Below are 25,264 nucleotides of genomic sequence, written 5' to 3'. Positions count from 1 at the left end.
AGAGTGTTGTTCATTTGACCTCCTGCTGCGGTACGGCGTGGCTGCGCTCTTCCTTGCGGAAGAAGGCTTCCACGTTCTGTTGTGCGGTGCGGAGTTCACGCAGTTCGATCTGCGCTTTCTTGTAGCGGGTGTAGAAACCGTTTTTCTCCGAGGAAAGGGTCTGGTATTCGGCATCCAGCTTTTTGAGGTCCGGCAGCGTCCTGAGCCCGTTGGCCTTGAAATAGGCGCAAGCGGCCTCGTACACAGCAAACTCTGCACGGTGCTGCTCCTTGAACTTGGCGGGGTTCCGCACAGTCTGGAGCTTCTGTGCAAGAGGTTTGTACTGCCGATAGACCACAAGATGCCCGCGCAGCTCCTTGAGGGAGACCATGCGGGCATCCAGGTCTTTGACCACCGCCAGTGCATCGTCGTGCTGGGTTTGCAGTTCGGCAATGCGCTGGTCTAGGGCATCTTCGCTGAGCAGCTTTTTCTCCTGCAGGAGACACAAGGTCTGCGACCAGCGTTTGAGGTTGAACTTTTTCGCCCAACGCTCATAGCCGATGCCCTTGCCCGCAGCAACGTTCGCCTGAATGTCAACCAGTTTCCTGATTTTATCCGGCTTCTGTTCGTAGGCGGGCTGGATGATAGCGGCAAGCTGGATGTTCTGGGAGAGGGCGGTCAGCACCTGCTCTTTTTCCAGCTTCTTGCTCAGTTTCTTGGCGGTGATGAACTTTGTCCGGCCGGGCGGGCAGTAGCTCAACCGGCCTCGGCTCTCCTTCACGGCGATGCCGTGTTCCTGCATGAGCAATGCAGAAAATTCCTCGAAGGTGGTGGTCTTGTTCAGCACAGCGTAGATCTGCTTTCGCAGCTTGTCCAGTTCGGTCTGATAGACGGTCTGGGTGGGCTGCTGCCCTTCGGCGGCAAGTTTGGCGTTGGCATGGTCGAGGCGGCGTTGTCCGCGCCGCTGCGCCCAATACTCGCGCTCCGAAACATGGTCGCCTTGAGCTTCCAGCAAATTGATCTGGTTCAGATCGGCTTGCTCGCACATTTCCATGACAGCGACACGGAGGTGCCGGAGCATGGCAGAGGTGCAGCGGTGCTTCTTGCCCGCTTCCCAGTCGCACGGCTTGTCCATGAAGGGCTGCCGTTCCACGGTGCGGACGCGCAAGCTGCCGATGACGATGTGGACGTGGATGTTCCCGGCACTGTTGTGCCCATCCGGGTGGGTGCAGACGATGGCGGGATGACCGGGGAAGTTGTCCTTGCAGAACTGCAAGCCAAGGGCTTGCGCCCGCTCCATGGTCAGACCGTTCTCTACTGCGTCCTTCGGGTCGAAGCTGATGATATAATGGTGGGTCTTCACGTCCTCCCGCCTGCCGTTCTTGCCGTACTTGCGGTTGGCAATCAGGCAGGCCATAGCAAACGAAGATTCGCCGCACTCAAGGGTGTCGAGCAGGTACGAATCCCGCAGCTTGGGTCTGCCCTTCTCGTCCAGAATGGGCAGACCGGTGTACTCGTTGTGCTGAAAGGTGAGATAGCTTTCGGCGGCGGCATAGTTAGAGTTTTTCGAGGTCAAATGCTTGATGGTTGCCATACAGTTCACCAACCGTTTCTTCGGCTTTCAGCCGAAAGTTCGTGAGTGCGGACAGTTCCTCCAGAATCTGCGCCCGGAGCTGTTCGGTGTCTTTGCCGCCGGAGTTAAAGTGCCGTGCAAGCTGGTTGAGGTTGCTTCCCACCTTGCTGCACTGAGCAGACAAGGCGGCAAGCGCCGCCAGTGCATCCTCGCCGCCCTGCGCCACCACAACGGTGTGCTTGACGTTCACGCCGTACAGGACGCGGCGGACGAGTTCGGATTGGGTGAGGTGGAGTTCTTTGCAGGCGTATGCGATCCGCAGTTTTTCTTCTGCGGTCACTCGGACTTTGATGATGTGTGTCTTTCGTTTTCGCGGCGTGTCATTGCGGTTCTTCTTTGCGTGTACGTTCGGACTTTTCATTTCAGCCATATTCGACCTCCTGTGAAAATGATAAATGCCCGCTCCGGGATGGAGAGGGCTATGTAAAGCGACACGCCGCTTTTGCGCTGAAACCAGCGCAACGCTGGAGCAGGGTTTGGGGAAGGCACTCCCCAACAAGTGGCAGACCATGTGACAGAACATTTTCAAGCATTGAAAATTTGTGGCCACAGGTCGATACTTGCTTTCGCCCTTTCCGTGCAACACTGAAAATTTCAGAAGTCGAACCGCAATGCACATTGAAAATTTTGCAGAGCAAAACGTGTGAAAAGGCAAAGCCCCTGCTCATGATCACCGTTCACACCGAACGCAGTTCCTGCCCCTGTTTTGCAGCGGCGTTGTCCGGCTCGCCCACAGAAAGTGTGAGGTCATGGCGCAGTATCTCGTTCAGACGGCTTATGTAAGATTCAAGGTACAGTATGAAGAAAGCCGGACGCAGTGCGGACACTACAACCTGCTTCTTTCAAGCACAAGAATAACACTTTGCGGTTGTGCAGTCAACAACCAAAAACAAATTTTGGAAGATTGAACAACTACATAAGATTTTATTTGTGAAAAAGAAAAATACCGCCCATGCAGCGCAGCGATGATTTTGTCGGGTGAATCGGCGGCAAAATAGATCGGGTGTGTTGCGGGGCGGTAAAAATCTTCATGGAGAATAAATCCTCGCCGCTCTGTACTTTTCTACAAATTTGGTGGGATTTGCGATAAAGGGTATCATGGATTGCGGTGAGCGTCAAGATGGTTTTGCAAGTTTTATTGCAGTAAAACAGTGATAGTAGGACTTATATTCTGGGAAATTTGATGGAAACCGGTGCTTGTATGCACGGTTTTATCGCAGCAGTGTCGAGGAGAGCGCGAACAGTGTCGAAAGCGCGGGATTTAATTACCAAAAAGACTGTCACAATGAAATAAAAACTGTGCAGGGTGTATACTGCAAGCACAAGGAGGGATGCATATGAGAACTGTAATCCTAGCGTCACACGGACATTTGGCATCCGGCATGAAGAACACGGTGGAGATGATCCTGGGAGAACAGGAGGCGCTCAAGGCGTTCGATGCCTACACAACGCCGGAGTGCAATGTCCATGACACACTGGAGGCGATGCTCCGTCAGGCAGACGGAGAATGCGTCATCGTTACGGATGTGCTGGGTGGCAGCGTGAATAAGGAAGCTGTCGTCTTTGCGGCACAGCCTGGTGTGCGCGTGATCACCGGAATGAATTTGACGCTGGTCGCAACTCTGCTGACCGAGGAGGAGCTGCCGCTGGATGAACTGGTCAGAACCGGCATCGCAGAGGCACAGGCTTCCATTCAGCAGCCGGAGTTCGTCAGTAAAGAAGAAGATTTCTGATAAGGAGGAAAAAATTTATGATCCAACTACTGCGCGTTGACCATCGTCTGCTGCATGGTCAGGTGGTTTTCAGCTGGTGTGGCCAGCTGAACCCCAACTGCATCCTGATCGCAAACGATGCGGCCGCTACCGATGATGTGCGCAAGGCTGCGCTGCGTCTGGGCAAGCCCAACAATGCCAAACTCGTCATCAAGACGGTGGATGATTCCATCGCCGCCATCAATGAAGGCAAGACGGACAAGTACAGCCTGATGATCGTGACCGGCAATGTCAAGGATGCGGTGCGTCTGGCGCGGGAGACCACCCAGATCAAGAGCATCAATCTGGGCGGCACAAAGTCTGCGCCGGACCGCCACGCACTGTCCCATACGGTCTATGTATCGGACGAAGAGGAAAAGCTGCTGCACGAGGCCGCTGCGGAGGGCATTGAGGTGTTCATCCAGGCAGTGCCCAGTGATGCCAAGAAAATATTGACCTGATCCATCAAGAACAGGAGGAAAACAACATGCTTGTAAAGACATTATTGATCGCACTGGTTTCCTTTATCGGTTTTCTGGAATGCGGCGTCGGCAACTCCATGATCCAGCGCCCCATCGTGATGGGCCCGCTGGTCGGTCTGGTGCTGGGCGATGTGAACGCGGGTCTGGCCGTGGGTGCTACGCTGGAGCTGGCCTTCATGGGCAACGTGACCATCGGCGCAGCGCTGCCGCCGGAGATTACCGCAGGCGGCATTCTGGGTACGGCGCTGGCCATTGTTTCCGGAAATGGCACAGAGGCTGCCCTTGCACTGGCACTGCCCATTGCAACGGTGGCTCTGCTGATCAAGAACACCTTCTATCTGACCGCCCGCAGCTGGTTTTTGCATAAGTCTGATAAATATGCGGCTGAAGGCAACGCCGCCGGCGTGAATGCCATGCACATGATCAGCTTCCTTTCCTACGATATCGTCATGTCTCTGGTCATCGCCATCTGCTTCTACTGCGGCAGCGACGCGGTGCAGAGCTTCCTGGCCATCATCCCCGCATTCATCATCCGCGGCATTTCCGTGGCCGCCGGCATCCTGCCTGCACTGGGCTTTGCTATGCTGGGCAAGATCCTCATCAGCCCCAAGGTTGCTCCGTATTTCCTGCTGGGCTTCCTGCTGGCTGCATACCTCAATGTTCCCGTGCTGGGCATTGCACTGCTGGGCGTGATCATTGTGGCTCTGATGCTGGTCAACGACCAGAACAAGCCGAATAATACTGCTGTGGTTGACGGAGGTGCTGACGATGACTTCTAATAACGAGAAAAAGCTGCTCACCAAGAGCGATATCAACAGGGTTTTCTGGAGATCCTTTACGGTCAATGCATCCTTTAACTACGAGCGTCAGATGAGTCAGGGTGCGCAGTATGCGCTGTCCCCGATTCTACAGAAGCTGTATCCGGACAAGAAGGAGCTGGGCGAGGCACTGCAGCGTCACGCCGAGTTCTTCAACACCACGCCCATGCTCTGCCCCTTTATCTTCGGCATTACAGCGGCCATGGAGGAGGAGAACGCCACACAGGAGGACTTTGACCCCAACACCATCAACTCGGTCAAGGCTGGTCTGATGGGCCCTCTGGCCGGTATCGGCGACTCGGTATTCTGGGGCACCCTGCGTCCTCTGGCCGGCGGCATCGCCTGCTCGCTGGCACTTACGGGCAACCTGTTTGCGCCGTTCCTGTTCCTGCTGCTGTTCAACATCCCCAACGTGCTGGTGCGCTACTTCGGCTGCCACTGGGGCTACAACTCCGGCATGAAGGCACTGAACCGCTTTGAGGAGCTGGGCCTGACCGAAAAGATCTTTACCGCAGCGGCCATTATCGGTCTGCTGGTCATCGGCGGCATGTCGGCCTCCATGGTCAGCATCAACCCGGTCGTTGCCATTGGCAGCGGCGACAACGCCATCAAGCTGATCGATGTCATCAACGGCATCATGCCCAAGGTGCTCTCGCTGCTTACCACATTGGGCGTCTACAGGCTGCTCAAGAAGGGCACGAAGCCCAACACGATCCTGCTTGGCATCATCGTAGTCAGTGTGCTGCTCACTGCCATCGGTATTTTCTGAGCAGAACTTTTCAAGACGGCGATTTTATAGTAAAATGGAAAGCGGATGGGAGCGTGGGCTGACATCCGCTTTCCCACTTATCAGGAGGCTGCAATGAACTGTACCGAAGAATTTATTGCGAAAATGAAGCAGAAGGATATCGTCATCAACTTTGTGCAGGCATGGCGCAATGATACGCTGGAGGAAAGCTATGCCCGTCTGGATAAGCCTACGCGCCTGCACGCTTATTCGGTAAGCAAGAGCGTTACCTCCATCGGTGTGGGGCTTGCCGTGCAGGAGGGGCTGCTGCGACTGGACGACCGGGTGCTCAGGTTCTATCCGGAGTATGACCCCGCAGAGCTTGCACCGAACCTGCGCCGCATGACCGTGCGAGACCTGCTGATGATGGGCTGCGGCTCCAAGGATAAAATGTTCTTCTGGAATGATGCGCAGCGGCTGCAGTGCAGGGACTGGCAGGATTATTTTCTGCGCAATGCGTTCCCCTACGAGCCGGGCACCCGGTTCGAGTACAACAATTTCAACAGCTATATGTGCAGCTGCATCGTGGAGCGCGCTGCGGGCTGCACCCTAAAGGACTACATGACGCCCCGCTTTTTTGATAAGCTGGGCATCGGCAACCCGGACTGGCTCACCTGCCCCATGGGACATTCTGCCGGAGCGAACGGCCTGTTTTTGAGCATTGACGAGATGTCCCGCATCGGGCAGTTCCTGCTGCACGACGGTTGCTGGAACGGCGAGCAGCTTCTGGACCCCGCATATTTGCATGAGGCAGAAAAAAACCAGTACCCGGTCAATGCCCCCAAGCACGGCTACGGCTATTTCTTCTGGACGAACCCGGACGACGAATCCTACCGCGCAGACGGTATGTATGGTCAGTACATCGTGGTGGTGCCCAAGAGCAAAGCGGTGGTCACGGTGCAGGCGCTGGACAGTAAAAAATTCTTCGACGATGTGTGGTCGGAGCTGGTAGTCCCCTTTCTGAACAAGGGCTGAGCGTAAAAAACAACAGGAGCAAAGGTGACAATGGCAAATCTGCAGAAGCTGAATCCGACCCAGCAGGAGCTGTACAACTATCTGGAACAGCAGACCGGACAGGTGAACTTTGAGGTGCTGCAACCGTTTACCACGCAGGAAATGGGTGCGGTGCTGCACATCAGCCGCAACACGGTGAGCCAGTACCTGAACGAGTTTTTCAAAGAGGGCTGGATGGTCAAGATCAATACCCGGCCGGTCTATTATTTCCTGCGGGAGACGCTGAGCCGGAAATTCAACGTTCAGACGCTGGATGCTGAATATGAGGATCTGCGGTTTCTGCAGCAGGATCTGAACCATGGCCGCCGTGCGGACAGCTGCTTTGCGGGAGTTATCGGCTATCACCTCAGCCTGAAATCCGCCGTGGAAAAATGCCGTGTGGCGGTGGAGTATCCGCCCACCGGCCTGCCGCTGGTGCTGGCGGGCGAAAAAGGCACCGGCAAGCGTCTGCTGGCCGGCAAGACCTGGGAGTATGCAAAGGAAAAGCAGGTCGTGCCGGCAGAGAGCCGTTTTGCCGAGCTGGACTGCGCCATGTGGGGCGCAGCAGAGCCGGGCGGCACCGGCTTTGCCGCTTCGTTCAAACGCAGGCTGGAGGCTGGCACCGGCAGCGATTTTTTGTACCTGCACGGCTTTGACCAGCTGGAGAGCAGTGTGCAGGCCGAGGCGGTGCGCTTTTTAACGGCAGTGCTGCCGGAGCTGGGCGCGAAGTATCCGCGCCTGATCTTCGGTGTGCAGACGGTGCCGCCCTCGCTCAAGAACAGTGTGCCGGTGCAGGCAGAGCTTCTGCCGCTGCGCAGCCGGTCGCTGCTGGAGAAAAAACGGCTCATCTATCGTTTTCTGATGCAGGAGGAGCAGCGCATCGGCCGCAGGGTGCAGGTGACGGGTCAGGCATACCAGATGCTGATGCAGTATCCGTATGAGCGGAACGTGGGTCAGCTGGAGCAGGTCATCCGTACCAGCTGCACCAATGCATACTCCCGCAGCCGGGACGGCGACATCTGCATCGGTCTGCCGGTGCTGCCGGATGCCGTGTTTGAGAGCTGCCTGCTGCTGCCGGAGGCCGGTGCGCAGAACCGTACGCTGACACTGGACGACCTGCGGGAGGACTGCGGCTTTGAAAGGGAGCATCGTCTGCTGGAGGAGATCCGGGAGCAGGGGCGGCTGTATTTACAGGGCAGTCTGGAATGTGCCGGATTCTGCACCCGCATGGTGCACCGGCTGGAGGAGTACAACAACTACATCCTGTTCCAGAACAAGATCGCAGATGAGCGCATCAAGGGCATCGAACAGGGGATGCTGCGCATCTCGGAGCGCATCCATGAGCTGTACGGCGTCGGCTTCCCCAACAGCTTTATCCTGATGCTGGCGCGGTGGGTGTATTTCGGCAATGTGTTCGATGATGCCTTGCCGGAGGACAGCGCCGAGATGCAGCAGCTGGTGGCAGACCTGACCGAGGCTGTCCGGCGGGATGCGCCCTACAGTTTTGCGGTGGCAAGTGATCTGCTGCTGATGGTGCAGAACACCACCGATGTGCATTTCTCGTCCATCGGCATCCTGATGATCAGCGCCTTTGTGGAGGTGCTGCACCGCCCCGGCAACAAGCTGCCAGTGCAGGCATTCATCATCTGCCACGGTTACGCTACGGCCAGCAGCATTGCAGATGTGTGCAACAAGATGCTGCATAAGTATCTGTTCAACGCCATCGATATGCCCTATGATGTGCCGGTCAGCGAGATCGTCAGTCAGGTCAAAAAGATCCTTTATTTCAACGAGAACCGCGATGTGCTGATCCTGGTAGACCTCGGCTCACTGGAAAACATCACCGAGCTTCTGGACGACCTGCCGAATGTCAACCTCGGGATCATCAACAATGTTTCCACAGCGATGGCACTTTCGGTGGGCAGCCATATTCTGGACGGGATGCCGCTGGCAGAGGTTCTGGAAAATGCCAAAAATGCTTCGCAGATCCGCTATAAGATCCTGGAAAAAGCCCGCAAAGAGGATGTGATCCTGTTTGTGAGCGAGAGCGGCAGCAACGTCGCTGCAAAGGTGAGCGAGCTGTTCATGCACAGCCTGAATCATCTGAACACGAAGGTAAACGCGCGCTTTTTGTGCTACGATGTGCAGACCTATGAGCAGCTGCGTCAGAATGGCCACTGGGACACCTGCAACGTGTTGTTTGCAGCGTCCACCATGGAGCTTGGCCCGGCGGATTTCCCGGTGGTGGCCGTGGAGGACATCATCACCCAGCGCGGACTGGATAAGATCAAGAGCGGTCTCAGCGGCTATCTGACCGAGGAAGAGTTCGAGCACTTCAAGCAGAATCTGGTCAACCAGTTCTCGCTGGAGAATGTGGTGGAATCGCTCACCATTCTGAATGCTTCCCGGGTGCTCTCTCTGGTGGCAGATATGCTGGAGGAGATGCAGCGGGCGCTTGGCTCCCATTTCCAGCCCAAGACGGTGGTGGGTCTGAACCTGCACATCAGCTGCCTGATCGAGCGGCTGGTGAAAAAAGAGGAGATCAAGAGCTACCGTGAGCTGGAACGCTTCTGTGAAGAGCACCGGGACTTTGTGGCACTGGCGCGGCGCTGCTTTGCCAACATTGCCGAGCAGTACCGCATCAACCTGCCGGACAGTGAGATCGGCTATATTTACGATTATATTTCCCACGATTACAGCGATGAAAGTCCTTGGAAAAATGAGTTTTGAACCAATAGGAGGAAATTCAAATGGATTACAATAAAGCTGCTCTGGAAATGCACGAGACCCACAAGGGCAAGGTGGGCATCGTGAGCAAGGTGGAGGTCGCTACCCGCGATGACCTGTCCACCGCCTACACCCCCGGTGTGGCCGAGCCCTGCCGCAAGATCAAGGAAAACCCCGAGGACGTGTATAAGTACACCTTCAAGGGCAACATGGTAGCCGTTGTCTCCAACGGCACTGCCGTGCTGGGTCTGGGCGATATCGGCCCGGAAGCCGGTCTGCCGGTCATGGAGGGCAAGGCCGTGCTGTTCAAGGAGTTCGGTGGTGTGGACGCCTTCCCCATCTGCATCGACGCCCACGACGCTGCCAGCGTCATCGCCGCCTGCAAGGCCATTGCGCCCACCTTTGGCGGCATCAATCTGGAGGATATCAAGAGCCCGGAGTGCTTTGAGATCGAGGAGACCTTGGAGCGGGAGCTGGACATCCCGGTGTTCCACGATGACCAGCACGGCACCGCTATCGTTGTCACCGCTGCCCTCATCAACGCCCTGCGTGTGGTGGGCAAGAAGATGGAGGATGTGCACATCGTGCTGAACGGTCCCGGTGCTGCCGGTACTGCCATCATCAAGATGCTCATGACCGCAGGCGCAAAGGACATCATTGCAGTGGATCAGTTCGGCACCCTGTACAAGGGCTGCAACAGCGCCGAGGCCCACAAGAACTGGCTGGGCGAGGTGACCAATCCCCGTCAGGTCAAGGGCGGCCTGAAGGAAGCACTGGAAGGTGCCGACGTGTTCATCGGTGTGTCCCGCCCCGGCATCCTGACCACCGAGCTGTGCAAGACCATGAACAAGGACGCCATCGTCTTTGCCATGGCCAATCCCACCCCGGAGATCATGCCGGACGAGGCGAAGGCCGGCGGCGTGCGGGTGATGGCCACCGGGCGCAGCGACTTCCCCAATCAGGTGAACAACGTGTTGTGCTTCCCCGGCCTGTTCAAGGGCGCGCTCAGCGTCCGCGCACGGGATATCAACAATGAGATGAAGCTGGCTGCTGCCTACGCCATTGCAGACCTCATCACCGATGCCGACCGCAGCGAGGAGAACATCATCCCCGGCGCGTTCGACCCCCGCGTGGCCGAGGCTGTGGCAAATGCCGTGGCAAAGGCTGCCCGCGAGACCGGCGTGGCGAAGAGCTAACAAACAAGATAAGGAGCCGGACGACACAACGGATATTTTTAATAATGCTTTCGCAGGAAAGAACGATCATGGACGACCTTAAAATCGTATTTAGTGATGTAGATGGAACGCTGCTTGATTCTCGTCAGGAGATCACGCCAAGGACGCTTCGGGCCTTGAAGCTCCTGCAAAAAAAGGAGATCCCATTCGTTATTATCTCGGCGCGCAGTCCTTCTGGCATCGAACCCATTGTGAGGAAATACGGCCTGCGGTGTAGTATTGTTTCCTATAGTGGAAGCCTGATACTGAACGAGGAGCGACAGATCATCTATCACCGCGGGATGAGCCGAGCAGAAGCAGCAAAAATCCTTGACTTTACGGCGCAGCAGCACTTTGATATGGCATGGGGTGCATACTCGTTTGACCAGTGGGTCACACCGGACCGTACGGATCCGCGCATTGAACGGGAAGAGCGAATCGTTAAGGCGACCGCCCAGCAGGGCGTGATCGCGGATATGATCGCCGATGAAGTGCATAAGCTGTTGTTCATCTGTGCTCCCGCTTGGACAGACACCATAGAAGCCACATTGAAGGCTCAGTTTCCGCAATACGAAATTGTCAAATCATCGAATGCTCTGCTGGAAATCATGCCCGGAGGAACGACCAAGGGAGAAGCCGTGAAAAGGATCTGCGCCCTGCGGGATATCTCCCCGAAGGATGCTGTTGCCTTTGGGGATAACTACAATGATGTGGAAATGCTGGAGCTTGTTGGTCACGGCTATCTGATGAGCAATGCACCGGAGCTGCTGAAGAAGCATCTGCCCAGGCATACTACCGATCGTGACCATGATGGTATAGCTGAGGCGCTTGCAGCGCATGGGATATGCTAATAATACAGTTGGCATCATGTAGACGACCAGCTTTTCATGGTCAGGGGCAACTCCATTACAGAGGCCGGAACCGCTGGGTATGAGCCGTATTCTGAGGTGATGGCCTCGCTGATTGCACAGGTGCTGGGTCTGCCGGACTACAACGCTTGGGAAATCGTCAAGCGCACCAATGCCTGCCTGATGGAAGCCCCCTATTGGCTGCGATTCAGCGAGGATGAAACCTTTGAGGACACCACGTGCGGCCGAGCCAGAAGGATCATGAATGAAAATCAGAAAACCAGCTGATGTTAAAAAGCCAAATCTCACCGTACATCCTGTACTGCTTGAGGTTTGGCTTTTTTCTTAAGCAATGCAGACGTATATACATCTGCGCACTTATTGGGAAACCTCAAACCCTGTAATTATCATGCTTCCGTGATGGCTGCGCGCTTCTACGGCGCACCAAAAAGCGTTTTGTAAAAACGCGCAGCCTGCATCGGTACGGTGCAGATCTGAAAGGGTTTGGGATTTCCCAACAAGCATTTTGAAATTGGATTTTAAAAAATCCGATTCAAAAATCGCAAGTTGGTACCAACTTGCACTGCTTGCTGCGAATGCGAACGCCTTTCGAATTGCAAAATGATTTTTCAGTTGCTATACTGGGCTTACCAAAATTTTGTCAGGAGGCTGCTACAGTGACTGCACAGATAATGCAAATCGGGAACAGACCTTGCCGCATTTACGGCGAAGCCCATGCAGAATACCTACTGCTCCAAATGACCGGTGAACATGAGCTGCAAAGCATGGAAAGCGAGGTTACCGCTATTGCACAGAGTGCGCACCACTTTCTGTTTGCGGCTATTCCGGTGGAAAGCTGGAACGATGCACTTTCTCCGTGGATGGAATCAGAAACGTTCCGTTTGCAAGTTCATCTCCCCTCTCAGCACCATCTGTGCATACTCCAAGGGCTTATTATACAGCAGCCAGTCCAGCTCTGCCCGCTGTGCCGGGGTGTTGCCGTACTCATCCTCGACGGCGATGCAGTCGATGGCAAGGGTGGTGCCATCCTCGAACCGGGCTTCCACCCGGTTGCTGTCCGTGTTGTAGCGGCAGGGAAGTAGTTTGTTCATGGTGAACCTCATTTCTATATCAAACGGTGTCTGTTCGGATGTCCTAAACCCTGCCATAGAACCGATGTGTCATGTAAGATTGTTGTTTGGATAAAACTGGGAATTTTTGTGCTGCTGATGCCTCAAAAATCCAGCAGGAAAGTCGCTCATTTTGAGACCATCTTGTCGGGCTGATTTTAGCTCTGCACACTTTTGCACATTTTCTGCACATCGCAAGGATGGATAACAGGTGCAAAGGCGTGCAAGCAATGCAAAGGATGCAACAGAATAACAACGGCAAAATAACGGTGATTCGATTAAAATGACGTTTTAACGTCAAATGATGAAATGGACAAAATGTGCCATTCGGTTCCTACGAATCAGTAGGCCGGGGGTTCGAGTCCCTTCCATCGCACCAGAAAATGCCGTGAAATCGAAAGATTTCATGGCTTTTTTGTTTTGTAAGCCATGGCTGCACGGTTTCTGCACGGTTTTTGCACGGTCGGTGTTATCCATGTCCGATTATGTAGGGCGCTGTATTGCTTTGCAATCAGTGCCCTTTTTTGCATCAGGTGAGCAGGGCCAGGCGGAGCTTTGCCTTCATTTCCGGGTCGGCATCCTTGAGCAATTCCAAAAGAGCCGTCATGGAGATGGTGGGTTCGCCTGCGGCGGGTACAGCCTGCGGGCTGGAGGTGTCGGGCTTGGCATAGAAGCCGCTTTCAAACTTCTTGCCCAGCTCCATACGGGAGGACTGCTGGATATGGGCGTAGGTGTTCACTAGCATATCCGCACTGGCGTGACCGGTGGTCCCCTGCACCGCCTTGATGTCGCCGCCGGAGATCATCAACTGATAGGTGGCACTGGAATGCCGCAGACCGTGGAACACGATGCGCGGGAACTCCGGGTGTGTATCCTGCCATTTCAGGAACTTTTTGCGGATGAGCACCGGCTCCACCGCCAGACCGTTGGGGAGCCGCAGCAGCATCCCGCTGTTGCGGTACCGCTCCGGGTCGAGGGCTTCTTCCCGCTTCAGCCGTTCCAGCCACTGCTTCAGTTCCTCCCGCAGGGCGGCAGTCATAAAGATGGTGCGGCAGGAGGCTTCGGTCTTGGTGTCCTTCAGGATAAGAGAGGTCTTGCTGCCCTCCAGCTTGTCCGGGAAGATGCGGAGGATGCAGCCCTTGTCCACCTGTGCCAGCGTGTCCTTCTGCACCCGCTGCATGGAACGGTTGACGGTGAAGGTGCTCATGCCGTTGGCGGCATCAAAGTCGATGTCCTCCGGGGTCAGACCTGCCACCTCCCCTTCCCGCAGCGCACCCACCAGCGTCAGGTGCACCGCCAGATGCAGGATGGGGTCCTCCATGCTGTCCAGTGCCGCCCGCATCTCCTCCACCTCCCAGATGCTGCGCTCTTGGGTGGTCTTTTTGGGCGCCTCCACCGGGACGGGGCTTTTGATGAGGATGCCCCACTCTACCGCCAGCAGAAAGGAATTGTGCAGAAGCTGGTGGACCTCATGGAGGGTAGTGCCGGAGAGGGTGCGCTTCTGCTGCTTGGGCGAGAGGTCTCGCCGCTTGCCGCCCACATATTGTCCGCAGGGGGTCTTGCTCAGGGTGTCGTACAGGGCTTCGATGTGATAGTGACGCAGCTTCTGCATCTGCATCTCCCCGATATAAGGGATGATGAGGTTCTGGATGAGGGCCAGATTGGACTGGTAGGTCTTGGGTGCCCACTTGTGCTTGCTGCACTGCTTGGGCAGCCAGTCCATCAGGAACTCTGTTACCGTCACCGTGGACGGAATCAGGAAATTGCCGGTCGTCAGCTCATGCTCGATCTGCTTCTGGCGTTTCACCGCCTCCTCTTTGGTGGGAAAGCTCTCCCATTTGTCGCAGCTCTTGCCGTGCTCGTCCTGATAGGTGTAGCGGACACTGTAAGAACTGCCGCGTTTCGTGATATATGCCATAGATTTGCCTCCTTATCAAGCTGCCCGGTAAAGCCACGCATCGAAGCTGTCTTTCGGGATGCGGATGCTTCCGCCTGCCCGCAGGACACGGAACTCGGTGGTGCTGTTGCACAGGTTGTAGGCGGCACGCTGGCTGATAGCCAGCATCTGCGCGACCTCCTTCACCGTGTACACCAGCTTCGGGGCTTTAGGGCTGTTGGTCGGAGACTTGACGGCATTGGTTCGAGTGACCACCTCCATTGTAGCCGGATCAGAGTCCGACTGCAAGGACTTTTTCGTATAATCCGAAGATTTCACATTCTCGTACATTTTATTACACATAGGCGTTGCTCCTTACTTATCGTGGCGCACCACAGGTTCCTGCGTGCGGTTTTCGTAGAATCGAATGACCTCCGGCGGGATGCTGTCCAGCGTTTTCAGGGCGGCTTCATAGTCCTGCCGCAGCTTGGCATCCTCCAGACGCTTCAAGACGCTCCCTTCCTTCGCTTTGTCCAGCGAGGCAGAGAGCGTCTTGTTTTTCTTTTTCAGTTGTCTGTTCTCGGCGGCGGTCTCCGTAAAGGCGACATTGTACTTCCGCAACTGGTCCTTCATCCGTGCCACATTGGGGATATAGCTGTCCAGCACCTTGCTGATCTCCGCCGCTCGGCTCTTGCCGTTGAAGGGATTGATATCCACCAGCAGGGCATCCAACTGCTCCTTCTGCTTGGTCAACTGGGTCATCTCCTTGAAGATGCGGGGCGGGATGTGTTCCCGCCCGGTCTGGCTGGCGCTTTCACCCCGTTCCAGCTCCGGGTACTGCTTGACCATGTGCTGCCAGAACTCATCCTGCCACCTCACAAGATTCTTGCGGTTGCCAATGATCTCCTTGGCGCTCAGCCGTCCGTCAGCAGTCAGGGGCACGAAGCAGAGGTGCAGGTGGGGCGTTTTCTCATCCATGTGGACAACGGCAGAGAGAAAGGTATCCGGGTGCTGTCTGCCCTCCAAAAATTTCAGGGCGTACGCAAAGTACGCCTTGACTTCGCTGTGCGTCTTGCCTTTGAAAAACTCCGGGCTGGCGGTGACGAGTGCTTCCACCACTCGCACGCTGTCCTTGCGGACACGGCAGTGGGCGGCGGCTATCATGCGGTCGGCTTCTTCCCGGTACCTGCCCTGCGGCTGCACCAGATGGAGGTTGTAGCGGCTCCGGTCCGTGTCGATGTCCGGGTTGCTGGCGTACTGCTCCTTGGTGCGCTCGTTGTGGGCTTCGATGGGGCTGATGGCAGGCCCCTTGTACTTTTTGAATCGTAAAATGCCGTATTGGGCTTTCATAGATCACGCTCCTTTTTTGGTGTACAAAAAATCTGTACGGACTTCAAATAACCCGTACGGTCTGTACGACGTACAGAAATGCAAAATATAAACGATAACACGCTTTAATTTTTTGCAATCTGCCGTACAGGTGCGTACAAGTACAGACTGTACAGGTTGTACGAACTTCTTCCGTGAAAAAATGCACTTTTTACGGGCAGGGGTGGACAAGCGGCTCGATGCCTACAAAACCCCGCACCCTGCGGCCACCGGGCAGGTAGATGTTGTTGGTGGCTTCAAGGTTATAGCGGCGGTCATTCTGGCGCAGTTCCGCGCTGAAACGGATCGCCGATACGCTGTGGTAGGCGTTGTCCTCGCACCACTGCTTATAAATGTCGTAGAACTCCTTGGAGCTGATGGAGTAGTCCGCCTTGAAGCGGAAATAGCCCTCGGACTCCATGAAGTCGATGACATTGTTGCTGCTGCGCTTGATGGTGTCCACGTTGGCAGCGGCTCGTTCGCTGACCGTGAAACGGAAGTTGTTCTGTACCAGCCGGTGCAGCCCTTCCAGACACCACAGCAGGATGCCCTCCAACTCGGCACACATCTTTTCGACAAGGAAAGGGTCGTCTGTGCGGTCGGCAGGCTTGTCCTTAGTGGTCAGGATAAGCTGGCGGCGAAAGAAACCGTCCGAATGGTCATACAGCGAGGTCAGCGCACCGTTGCCGAAGCAGAGGAACCGGGCGTAAATATCCCGCTGGTAGCTCTGGACACCCTTGCGCTCCAAGTCCAGCTTGGCTTCGGCGGTCACGATGGTCTTGATATAGTTGGTCTTGGGCAGGGCGTTCATATCCATATCATCGTCAATCATCAGCAGGCGGCGTTCCAGATCGGCGCGGGCAAAACGGTTATTCTCCACTTTCTGGACGCTGCCATTGCTGGCGGCATCTCCCATGAGCCGTTTGAGCACCAGCCCGATGCGGGACTTGCCCTCGCCGCCCTTGCCGACAATGAGCATCATCTTCTGGCCTTTGGTGCTGGGAATGAGGCAGTAGCCCAGATATTCCTGTAAGGTGGGGATGTCAGCATCGTCCAGCAGCTCGTGCAGAAAGGTCAGCCAGCGGTCAGGGCTGGCGGCTTTGGGGTCATATCTCACAGGCAAGCGGTTCTGGCAGAACAGGCGGCTCTCCTGAAAAGAGCCGTCCGGCAGATGGTACACGCCGTTCTGGAGGTGGATGCAGTCCTGCTCGATGGGGAACGGGTCGGAAAAGGCCAGCAGCTTGATGGTCTCCAGAATGTTGGTGACCTTTTTGGACAGGCCGGAGGTGACATATTCCTCGACGTTCTCCAAGATGCGCTGCTTGATCTCGCTTTCGTCCTCCACCGGGCCGTCCAGCGTGTACAGCGTACCGTTGACGCATTTCAGCGGCCACTGTTCCAGAAAGGCACGGCCAAACTGGACTTCATCGATCTTCTTGCCGTTGTACCAGTCCGGCCATAAGGGGTTGCGGGAAATGTTTTTCTTCATAGGGTGGTTCTCCTTTAGAAAAGTGAAGTGGTGGGTCTCACGGTGAGACCCACCACTTCGGGTGAATAAACTATTAGGCGCACTTTGCCAGAGCAAGGCGGTCGGTGCGCTCTTCCAGCATCAGCAGGTACGACCCGGACAGCAGCCGTGCAGCGGCATCGGCCTTCTGTTGGGACGTCCCAAATGCAACGCAGTCCGTCAGGTGCTCGATGGTCTCGGTCATGTGGAGGGCTTCCACGAACCGCTCGTCCAGCGGTTCTTCCGGGCTGGCGGGCTTGTAACGCTCTCGCCAGTCGTGCAGCAGGTCGAGATAATCGGTCAGCACCCGCAGGCAGTAGGCGATGTCTGCCCACTGCTCGTCCGTCAGGCCACGCTTGGGCGGCGGCAGGGCGATGGCATTGGCGGGTGGCTTGTCCGGGTCAAGCCCGAAGTCACTTGCGAGCTTCTCGGCGGCTTGCCGGGGGTTCAGGTCAAACAGCTTGGCGGTGAGGTCGATGGCATCGCCGTTGGCTCCGCAGCCAAAGCAGTAATAATAGGTGTCGTTCAGCTTCATGCTGGGGTCGCTGTCAGAATGGAACGGACAGCACACCATGCCATGGCGGTCGGGCTCCATGCCGTACATCTCTCCCACTTGCCGAACGGTGATGGCGGACTTGATCTTTTGATATAAACTCAAAATTTCTCCTTTGGTCAAAGGCTCTGGCACGGATCAATTTGATCCCTGCCACGTTCAAAGCCGGTCTCCCTTGCTGCCTCCCGACAGGAAATCTTTTTGGACTCTGTGTCGGCCCCATGCAGGGCGCTCGCTCCCCCGATGGGAGGTCTTGGCGGTCTGGGCAGTTCGGACGGTCATTCTGTTGTCAAGGTTCTGGTATGAAAGATATTTCAGAGGGCTTTCGCGGGAAGCCCTTAATATGTTCGCTGCTGGGGAGTTAATATGTTTTCTTTCTGTCTATAGGATAGCACTGCAATGGCCGCTGTGCCGTATATCCATAATGTCGGAAAACAGGTGCAGAAACTGCAAAATTCCACGCTTATGGACAGGAACCGCTGGAAGTGGTATACTGTGCAAAAAACATCGGAGGTGCGACCATGAACATCAAGCTGACACTGGGAGAACGGCTCAAAGACCTGCGTGTGGAGCGGAATCTGAAGCTGGAAACGCTGGCAGAGCAGACGGGTCTGTCCAAATCGGCACTGTCGAAATATGAGAGCGACGATGTGACCGACCTCAGCATTTATGCGGTGACAACGCTGGCTGAGTTTTATGGTGTGACCACCGACTACCTGCTGGGTGTGACGGAAAACAAAAAACGCCCAGATGCAGTCCTTTCGGACTTGCATCTGAGCGACGGCGCAGTGGACGTATTAAGGAATGGAAAATTCAATCATCGACTGCTGAGTGAGTTGATCGTGCATGAGAATTTCCAGCGGTTCATGACCGATCTGGAAATCTATGTGGATGGATATGTCAGCGCAAACATTCAAAACCTCAATGCCGGTTTGGAAGCGACCCGGCAAATGCTGAAAAAGAAGTATGCAGCAGATGAAAACGATCTATACATGAGCACCTTGAAGCTGGGGCAGATCAATGAAGATGAGTACTTTGGTCGGGTCTTGTATGACGAGTTGGTGGCTATCCTGAAGAACATCAAGACGGAACACCGCAAGGACAAGACCACTTCGGATGGTGCAATGGTCGATAACTTGATAAAGGAACTGGAGGATGCACAGAAACTTGAAGGGTCTGAGGATGAAAAGAAGATCCGAACGGCATTGAAGGCAATCGGCATCAACTACGATAAGCTGACAGAGGATGAAAGAAAGCTGATAAAGAAGATCCTTTATAAAACGGCAATGCTAAAACCGGGGACACTTGCAGGCAACCGGGGCAAGCACAGACGCTGATCATTTGCCCTGCGGCTTATAGGAAAAACGCTGCTGCGGCAGGACGGGAGAACGTACACCATTGGTTCCTCTGCAAGCCTGCGCTGGGTGGGCAAAGACCGTCAACTGCCACGCCCATCCGCGCATCCTTCTGCCACAGAACAGGTGCTTGCCGGAACCTCTCGCAGCCCCTTTTCCGCGTCAGCCGGAACCAAGGTGTAACACACTAGACTTTGCGGGCAAAGTCGTGTGCCAAAGGGGTGCTGCGGCCCCTTTGGAAACCCAAGAGAAACGCCTATCAACTGCACTGCTCGTCCTCGGCCAGTGCGCTGATCCGCTTGCCCATGGCCTTGACCAGCGGAACGACGAGCGCATTCCCCATAGTGAAATAGCGCAGTCGTTCCGGCATCCCGGCTGTCCAATCATCCGGGAAGCCGTTGAGTCGTTCGCATTCGATGGGCGTTAGCGTACGCAGACGTTGGGTCCGTGGGTCTGCGACTACATGGGTGCTGCGGGAAACGGAGCCTTCGCTGGTGAGCATCGTGCGGGCAGGAAGGTCGGGACGATCGGGAAAGGCCATGGAACCTTCCGAAAAGAAATAAGTAGAACCGTTCCTGCGGTGGTGGGTCTCCTGCTTTGCGCCCTTGAGATACCGCCAGTGGTCGATGTCGGCAGCAGAGAGGAAATATCGCTCTGCAAGTGGGGTGGTCTCCAACACGGAGCGGAGCGGCTTATATGGGAATTGAAGAGGGATACTCTCGACGGAATAGAAGCGGCCGTTGACCATAAGCCCGGAGGCATAGAAGTGGCAGGATTGTGCGGCAGACAGATCCTTCAGATCGAGGTAGCGAAACTCATCGAGCCATCCCTCGCTGTATTTCCGTTCAAAGCCATACAAGGGAAAGATGGGGGCAAAGAAGCCGTCCTGCAGGAGCAACTGATGGGCACCCTTCAGACCCTCCACACAGATGAGCTCCGCCGCTTTTCGGAACAGGGCGGTATCGTTTCGGAAGGCAAAGAGAAAGGTGCGCCGCCTGCGCTGTGCTTCGCCATAGTCGGCGGCATTTATCACCCGCCATTCAACGGCATAGCCTGCTTCATAGAAGCACCGCAGGATGATGGAAAAATCACGCCCTTTTTGCCATGCCGGAGATTTGATGAGCCGGTCTACGTTTTCCAAAAGGACATAGCGAGGCTTGTGTGCCCGTAGGATAGCGTTGATCTCCCACCAAAGAACGCCCTTCTTCCCTTCTATCCCTCGTGCGCCCTTTTTGGCGATGGAGTAATCCTGACAGGGAAAGCCACCGACCAAAAGGTCGTGTGGAGGAATGTTTCCTTTGGCGGTCACGATGTCCTGACAAACGTGTTCTGTGCGATGCCCGAAATGCCGTTCGTAGCACTCGAAAGCAAATTGGGAACGCATGGATGGTTCCCACTGATTCGCCCGGACAGTCTGAAAGCAGGAGGAAGCCTGCTCCAGCCCAAGGCGAAAGCCGCCGACCCCGGCGAAAAGCTCAACAACACGGATATTCTCCATGATAGGGCACCTCTTGATTGTGGCGAAAAAGCATAAAAACCAAGGCTGACTAAGCAGCCTTGGTTTTTTGTTATAAGATATCCAGTAATTGCTTGCCCATTTGGGTGATGAGCGGAACGACAAGGGCATTGCCCATGATGAAGTAACGCTGACGCTTCGGCATCCCAGTGTCGGTCCAGCCCGTCGGGAAACCGTTCATGCGTTCGCACTCCTCCGGCAGCAGGATGCGTAACTTCCCTGTTTTAGGGTCGATGATCGCATGGGAGCTGCGGTTCTTGGTGCCCTCACTGGTGAGCATCGTACGACCGGGACGGTCGAGAGGGTCTGGGAACGCAATGGGACCTTCGGAAAAGGTGTAGGAGTAGCCGGTCTTGGAAGTGCGCTCGATGGTCTTGGCACCCTTCATGTACTTCCACTTTTCCAGATCCTCATCCTCGATGAAGAAGCTTTTGTCGATATCGCCGTTGACAACGATATCGCCGAGCAGCATCGGTTCCTTACCGTTCGGGACGGCTTCCAGAGAGAAGATCTTACCGTTGCACAGCACACCGCTGTTGTAGAAAGCGGCTCTGAAACGGTTCGTTACGTCAACGGTGTCGGTATATTCATTGAAATCGACGGTGGTCACTTTCTTAGGGTCTGCGACCTCAGAATGCACCGGGAATGCATGGGCAAAGAAGCCCTCCTGCATCAGCCAGACACGACCGTCCTTTGTGTCCGCAGAGAAACACGAGGTCATACGCTCATATTGCTTGGTGGTGTTTTTGAATGCAAAGATGAAGGTGCGCCGTCTGCGCTGGACGCAGCCATAGTCTGCGGCATTGATCACACGCCATTCGATGCCATAGCCTTCTTCCTGTAGGCATTTCAGGATGATGCCGAAATCACGGCCACGCTGGGATGCAGGAGACTTCAGCAGACGATCTACGTTTTCCAGCAGGACATAGTTCGGATGATTCTTCTGGATGATTTGATAGATAGACCACCAGAGGACGCCTTTTTTGCCTTCGATGCCTTTGGCACCTGTGCTGGCAACGGAATAGTCCTGACATGGAAAACCGCCCACCAGAAGGTCGTGCGGCGGCACTTGATCGATAACAGTGGCGATGTCTGCGTTCACACAGTGGGAATCTTCGCCAAAGTTCTTGCTGTAGCACTTATAAGCCCATTGACCAGCTTGGCCGGGTTCCCATTGGTTTGCCCAAATCGTTTTGAATCTTTCGGAACAACGCTCTAATCCAACGCGGAAACCGCCAACGCCGGCAAATAGCTCGACAACACGGATATCGCTATTTGCTGACACTTTCATAACACCTCATTTTGTGATATACTTAGTAATAAGTATACAATTTTTCGTTAAAAAGATCAAGACTTTTTTGAAAGTTTTTATAGAAAGCCTTTCTTTTATATCGGTGGGCTTTCTATGGCTCGATATGATTATAGCAAAAATAGATAAAAAGATCAAGCTATTTTTTTGAGGAGGTCAAGAGGTGTGATGGAGCAGCGGAAGTACAAGACCAAGCAGGAAGTTCTCATTCGCGGACAGGAAGCGGTGGGTAAAACGCTGGGCGAGATCGACAAGACCGGGCGTATCGCCACAGGTAAAGGTGCAATCGGCACGGTGGTAGAAGAAAGCTGGTTCGGGTACAAGCCCAATAGCAAACCCGCCCCGGACTTTGAAGAAGCTGGCGTGGAGCTGAAAGTGACTCCCTATCGCCGGACACCTCGTGGCATTCAGGCCAAGGAGCGGTTGGTCTGCGATATGCTGAACTATGAAGAAGAATATGGCAAGACCTTCGCAACCAGTGCTTTCTGGACAAAGTGCGCCTGTATGCTCCTGATGTCCTATGAACACAAGGATGGTGTTCCAAAAGTCGATTTCACCATCGACAAGGCGGTGCTGTTCCAGTTTCCGGACGAAGATTTAGAGGTCATCCGTAATGACTGGAAGATCTTGATGGACAAGATCAAGGCAGGACAGGCACACCTGATCAGTGAGGGCGATACCATGTATCTGGCAGCGTGTCCGAAAGGCCGCAACTCGCAGGATACCCGGTCGCAGCCATTCAGCCCTATCCCGGCCATGAAGCGGGCGTACTCGCTGAAGTCCAGCTATATGACGCAGATCCTGCGGCGGTACATCTTCGGGGACGAACCCTGCGAGAAGATCATCAAAGACCCGGCAGCGTTAAGAACGACCAGCTTTGAGGACTGGTTCAGCGCAAAAGTCCGGCCTTATGTGGGAATGAGCAGGACGGAACTTAAGGCACGGCTGGGCGTAGAAACGAATGCCAAGAACCTCAACGAGCTTTTAGTGGCAGCGATGCTTGGCGTGAAAGGGCATCTGTCGAACACAGAGGAATTCCAAAAGGCAGGCATCCAACTCAAGACCATCGCCATTGAACCGAATGGCAGTATAAAAGAGAGTATGTCCTTCCCTGTGATGAACTTCTGTGCAATGATGAACGAAACGTGGGAAGAGTCTGCGCTCTATGACCTTCTTGCACCGACCAAATTCCTGTTCATCATCTTCCAAAAGTCGAGGGACGGCGAGTGCTACTTCCAGAGGGTGAAATTCTGGAATATCCCGGCAGAGGATCTGGAAGAGGTGCATCATGTGTGGCAGCGTACGGTCGATACCCTGCGGGAGGGCGTTCACATCTGGAAAGATGCCAGCGGGCGGAATCGCAATAACTTGCCCAAGGCATCGGAAAGCCGTGTGGCTCACGTTCGCCCCCATGGAAAGGACAGCATGGACACGGCTCCCCTGCCCACTGGTGGTTCTATGACGAAGCAGTGCTTCTGGTTAAACAATTCGTATGTTGAAAAAATTACAAAGGAAGTGTAATAATGAGCGTTATTAAATCTTTTTCGGTCGGAGAGGGAGATATGTTTTACATAGAGCATAACAGTGATAACTTCACAGTTATTGATTGTTGTTATGATGAGGATGACAGTCGAGATAAATATTTTGAGGAAATTAAAAGTAAGTCTAAAAAAGTAGGAATCAAACGATTTATTTCAACTCATCCCGATGAGGATCACATAAAAGGACTTCCAGAGTTTTGCGATACAGTAGGCATAGCTAATTTCTATTGTGTAAAAAATGAAGCAACAAAACCGGAGGAAACGGAGAACTTTAAAAAATATTGTGAGCTAAGAGATAATTCTAAGAAGGCGTTCTATTTATATAAAGGCTGTTCTAGAAAATGGATGAACCAAACTGACGAAGTGCGAGGGAGTGCAGGACTTTTTTGCTTGTGGCCGGAAATTTCGAATGAGAATTTTAAGGAGGCACTACAAAAGGCAAAAGATGGAATTGCATACAATAATTTATCTCCAATAATTAAATATTCGGTTGAGAATAATATCACGGCTTTGTGGATGGGAGATATGGAACATGATTTCTTAGAAAAAATTAAAGATGAAGTTCAATGGCCGAAGGTGGATTTGCTTTTTGCTCCACATCATGGGCGGGCATCTGGAAAAGTGTCAAGCGATGTCTTGAAAAAATTGAATCCATTTATTGTTGTGATTGGAGAGGCACCGTCTCAGCATTTGGACTATTATAAAGGGTATAATACAATTACACAAAATAGTGCAGGCGATATTATTTTTAAATGCGAAGGAGAAAAAGTTCACGTCTACTGTAGCAAGTATTCCTATGATGTGGGCTTCCTTAAAGATGAAAATAAAATTGATGCTGATATTGGACATTACTTGGGAACATTTTGCCCGAAGGAGAACAAATGATGGAAATTAAAGTGCCTATCTATAACATTCTTAATTTTTTGTTAACAGGACTAGTATTTGTTGGTTGTGGATTATTAATGTATCCTGACTACGCAGGAAATTTTATTTTGAGTGAATACTATGATAAAATCACGGCAATGTCAGAAACATTATTGTTGCTTTGCATTGTCGCTATTGCGTATGAAATTGGATTTGTCCTAAATCGAGCGGGCTCTGTTTTTATTGAGCCAGTATTTAAAAAACTGAAAATTATTCCGTTTAACGATGATTATAAGCTGTATAATGATATGTCAAAAGAATATCCTATTATGAAAGTTCTATCACGAGAATATGCACTCTCCAGAACGAGTAGCTTATTGTTTGCATTGTTGTTTATAAGTTCACTTTTTTCAGGAAAAAAGATATATATGATGATTTTTGCCCTGTGTACAGTAATGTTTGTTTTATCATGCCGTAAGCATGCTACCAAAATTGTCACATTGATGGAGGCACAAAAAGGATGATTATTTCAAATGCGAATATAAATGATAAGAGATAGAGGATAATGAAACATCCAAAATCATATGATACGACCCCGGAAACATCCAAACGGATGTCTCGTGTCCACCTGAAGCAAGGCAAGGCGGAAGTCCTTTTGGCAAAGCGTCTGTGGCATCAGGGGTTTCGATATAGGCTGAACGATAAGCGGCTCCCCGGCTCTCCCGACATTGCCGTCCTGAGATATAATATCGCTATCTTCGTGGATGGTGAGTTTTGGCATGGACAGAACTGGGAAGAACGCAAGCCGAAGCTGAAACGTAACCGGGAGTACTGGATAGCCAAAATCGAGGAGAATATTGCGCGAGATATCCGGGATGACAAGGCTCTGCGGGCGCAGGATTGGTATGTTATCCACTTCTGGGAGAAGGAAGTGTTGAAAGATACGGATGGATGCATCAGTTCGATTCGGGAACTGGTTGAAAGCCGAAGGGAAGAATGGCTGGACTTGTGAA

The 25,264-nt window shown here is 53.8% G+C and carries 24 protein-coding genes; 14 read left to right on the top strand and 10 right to left on the bottom strand.

The window, feature by feature from the left end:
- Positions 1 to 10 precede the first annotated feature (10 nt).
- Entirely contained in the window at positions 11 to 1,573 is a 1,563-nt protein-coding gene (locus ACKXF7_RS04140) for a relaxase/mobilization nuclease domain-containing protein (RefSeq protein ID WP_412620515.1), read from the bottom strand.
- Positions 1,536 to 1,982 carry a plasmid mobilization protein gene (locus tag ACKXF7_RS04135; protein ID WP_117535524.1) on the bottom strand — a complete coding sequence of 149 codons (447 nt, stop codon included), beginning with the start codon at positions 1,980 to 1,982 and terminating at the stop codon, positions 1,536 to 1,538. The genes ACKXF7_RS04140 and ACKXF7_RS04135 overlap by 38 nt, the downstream gene beginning before the upstream one ends.
- Before the next feature lie 967 nt (positions 1,983 to 2,949).
- Between ACKXF7_RS04135 and ACKXF7_RS04130 the strand changes: the two genes are divergently transcribed.
- The 9 genes from ACKXF7_RS04130 to ACKXF7_RS04090 all read left to right on the top strand — a co-directional run bounded on the left by ACKXF7_RS04130 (position 2,950) and on the right by ACKXF7_RS04090 (position 11,520).
- Positions 2,950 to 3,345 (top strand): PTS sugar transporter subunit IIA, encoded by a 396-nt coding sequence (locus ACKXF7_RS04130; RefSeq protein ID WP_249235310.1) that lies wholly within the window; start codon positions 2,950 to 2,952, stop codon positions 3,343 to 3,345.
- 17 nt (positions 3,346 to 3,362) lie between these two features.
- Positions 3,363 to 3,824 (top strand): PTS sugar transporter subunit IIB, encoded by a 462-nt coding sequence (locus ACKXF7_RS04125; RefSeq protein WP_117529936.1) that lies wholly within the window; start codon positions 3,363 to 3,365, stop codon positions 3,822 to 3,824.
- Between the two features lie 26 nt (positions 3,825 to 3,850).
- The gene (locus ACKXF7_RS04120; protein WP_117529935.1) at positions 3,851 to 4,624 is read left to right on the top strand and encodes a PTS mannose/fructose/sorbose/N-acetylgalactosamine transporter subunit IIC; all 774 of its coding nucleotides are present in this window, start codon (positions 3,851 to 3,853) and stop codon (positions 4,622 to 4,624) included.
- On the top strand, positions 4,614 to 5,432 hold the full coding sequence (locus ACKXF7_RS04115) for a PTS system mannose/fructose/sorbose family transporter subunit IID (protein WP_117529934.1): 819 nt from the start codon (positions 4,614 to 4,616) through the stop codon (positions 5,430 to 5,432). Before ACKXF7_RS04120 ends, ACKXF7_RS04115 begins: the two co-directional genes overlap by 11 nt.
- Before the next feature lie 93 nt (positions 5,433 to 5,525).
- On the top strand, positions 5,526 to 6,425 hold the full coding sequence (locus ACKXF7_RS04110) for a serine hydrolase domain-containing protein (protein ID WP_423742224.1): 900 nt from the start codon (positions 5,526 to 5,528) through the stop codon (positions 6,423 to 6,425).
- Positions 6,426 to 6,455: 30 nt separating this feature from the next.
- On the top strand, positions 6,456 to 9,173 hold the full coding sequence (locus ACKXF7_RS04105; RefSeq protein WP_423742223.1) for a PRD domain-containing protein: 2,718 nt from the start codon (positions 6,456 to 6,458) through the stop codon (positions 9,171 to 9,173).
- A 20-nt stretch (positions 9,174 to 9,193) separates the two neighbouring features.
- The gene (locus ACKXF7_RS04100) at positions 9,194 to 10,366 is read left to right on the top strand and encodes an NAD(P)-dependent malic enzyme (protein WP_423742222.1); all 1,173 of its coding nucleotides are present in this window, start codon (positions 9,194 to 9,196) and stop codon (positions 10,364 to 10,366) included.
- A 68-nt stretch (positions 10,367 to 10,434) separates the two neighbouring features.
- Complete coding sequence (locus ACKXF7_RS04095) at positions 10,435 to 11,235, top strand: Cof-type HAD-IIB family hydrolase (protein WP_158576320.1); 801 nt, start codon at positions 10,435 to 10,437, stop codon at positions 11,233 to 11,235.
- Positions 11,236 to 11,334: 99 nt separating this feature from the next.
- Positions 11,335 to 11,520: a hypothetical protein gene (locus tag ACKXF7_RS04090; protein WP_117529929.1), complete on the top strand. Its 186-nt coding sequence runs from the start codon at positions 11,335 to 11,337 to the stop codon at positions 11,518 to 11,520.
- 599 nt (positions 11,521 to 12,119) lie between these two features.
- Here ACKXF7_RS04090 and ACKXF7_RS04085 read toward each other — a convergent pair.
- The 6 genes from ACKXF7_RS04085 to ACKXF7_RS04060 form a co-directional block, all read right to left on the bottom strand.
- A complete protein-coding gene (locus ACKXF7_RS04085; protein WP_316542593.1) occupies positions 12,120 to 12,344 on the bottom strand; it encodes a DUF6061 family protein in 225 nt (74 codons plus the stop codon).
- A 547-nt stretch (positions 12,345 to 12,891) separates the two neighbouring features.
- On the bottom strand, positions 12,892 to 14,280 hold the full coding sequence (locus tag ACKXF7_RS04080; RefSeq protein WP_423742221.1) for a site-specific integrase: 1,389 nt from the start codon (positions 14,278 to 14,280) through the stop codon (positions 12,892 to 12,894).
- 15 nt (positions 14,281 to 14,295) lie between these two features.
- On the bottom strand, positions 14,296 to 14,589 hold the full coding sequence (locus ACKXF7_RS04075) for a helix-turn-helix domain-containing protein (protein WP_117506008.1): 294 nt from the start codon (positions 14,587 to 14,589) through the stop codon (positions 14,296 to 14,298).
- Between the two features lie 24 nt (positions 14,590 to 14,613).
- Positions 14,614 to 15,588 (bottom strand): MobV family relaxase, encoded by a 975-nt coding sequence (mobV, locus tag ACKXF7_RS04070; protein ID WP_423742220.1) that lies wholly within the window; start codon positions 15,586 to 15,588, stop codon positions 14,614 to 14,616.
- Positions 15,589 to 15,778: 190 nt separating this feature from the next.
- Positions 15,779 to 17,095, bottom strand: coding sequence for a DNA primase family protein (locus ACKXF7_RS04065; protein ID WP_423742219.1), 1,317 nt, complete (start codon positions 17,093 to 17,095; stop codon positions 15,779 to 15,781).
- A gap of 73 nt (positions 17,096 to 17,168) precedes the next feature.
- Positions 17,169 to 17,771 (bottom strand): CHC2 zinc finger domain-containing protein, encoded by a 603-nt coding sequence (locus ACKXF7_RS04060; RefSeq protein WP_423742218.1) that lies wholly within the window; start codon positions 17,769 to 17,771, stop codon positions 17,169 to 17,171.
- 416 nt (positions 17,772 to 18,187) lie between these two features.
- Here ACKXF7_RS04060 and ACKXF7_RS04055 point away from each other — a divergent pair, with 416 nt between their 5' ends.
- On the top strand, positions 18,188 to 19,003 hold the full coding sequence (locus ACKXF7_RS04055; protein ID WP_423742217.1) for a helix-turn-helix domain-containing protein: 816 nt from the start codon (positions 18,188 to 18,190) through the stop codon (positions 19,001 to 19,003).
- Between the two features lie 277 nt (positions 19,004 to 19,280).
- Here ACKXF7_RS04055 and dcm (ACKXF7_RS04050) read toward each other — a convergent pair whose 3' ends face one another.
- Together dcm (ACKXF7_RS04050) and dcm (ACKXF7_RS04045) are read right to left on the bottom strand one after the other, a co-directional pair.
- Entirely contained in the window at positions 19,281 to 20,519 is a 1,239-nt protein-coding gene (gene dcm / locus ACKXF7_RS04050) for a DNA (cytosine-5-)-methyltransferase (protein WP_423742216.1), read from the bottom strand.
- Positions 20,520 to 20,589: 70 nt separating this feature from the next.
- Positions 20,590 to 21,828 carry a DNA (cytosine-5-)-methyltransferase gene (gene dcm, locus ACKXF7_RS04045; RefSeq protein ID WP_208936266.1) on the bottom strand — a complete coding sequence of 413 codons (1,239 nt, stop codon included), beginning with the start codon at positions 21,826 to 21,828 and terminating at the stop codon, positions 20,590 to 20,592.
- Positions 21,829 to 22,014: 186 nt separating this feature from the next.
- On the opposite strand from dcm (ACKXF7_RS04045), the gene ACKXF7_RS04040 reads away from it, so the two are divergent.
- Genes ACKXF7_RS04040 through ACKXF7_RS04025 form a run of 4 tightly spaced genes read left to right on the top strand, consistent with a single transcriptional unit; the run spans position 22,015 to position 25,263 of the window.
- A complete protein-coding gene (locus ACKXF7_RS04040; RefSeq protein ID WP_423742608.1) occupies positions 22,015 to 23,367 on the top strand; it encodes a Sau3AI family type II restriction endonuclease in 1,353 nt (450 codons plus the stop codon).
- A gap of 2 nt (positions 23,368 to 23,369) precedes the next feature.
- Entirely contained in the window at positions 23,370 to 24,272 is a 903-nt protein-coding gene (locus ACKXF7_RS04035) for an MBL fold metallo-hydrolase (protein WP_302274949.1), read from the top strand.
- On the top strand, positions 24,269 to 24,775 hold the full coding sequence (locus ACKXF7_RS04030) for a hypothetical protein (protein WP_423742215.1): 507 nt from the start codon (positions 24,269 to 24,271) through the stop codon (positions 24,773 to 24,775). The genes ACKXF7_RS04035 and ACKXF7_RS04030 overlap by 4 nt, the downstream gene beginning before the upstream one ends.
- A 41-nt stretch (positions 24,776 to 24,816) precedes the next feature.
- Complete coding sequence (locus ACKXF7_RS04025; protein ID WP_423742214.1) at positions 24,817 to 25,263, top strand: very short patch repair endonuclease; 447 nt, start codon at positions 24,817 to 24,819, stop codon at positions 25,261 to 25,263.
- Position 25,264 lies beyond the last annotated feature (1 nt).

Source organism: Faecalibacterium sp. 7 (assembly GCF_049562865.1).
Taxonomy (GTDB): Bacteria; Bacillota; Clostridia; order Oscillospirales; family Ruminococcaceae; genus Faecalibacterium; species Faecalibacterium wellingii.
This window is presented reverse-complemented; position numbering and strand designations above follow the sequence as displayed.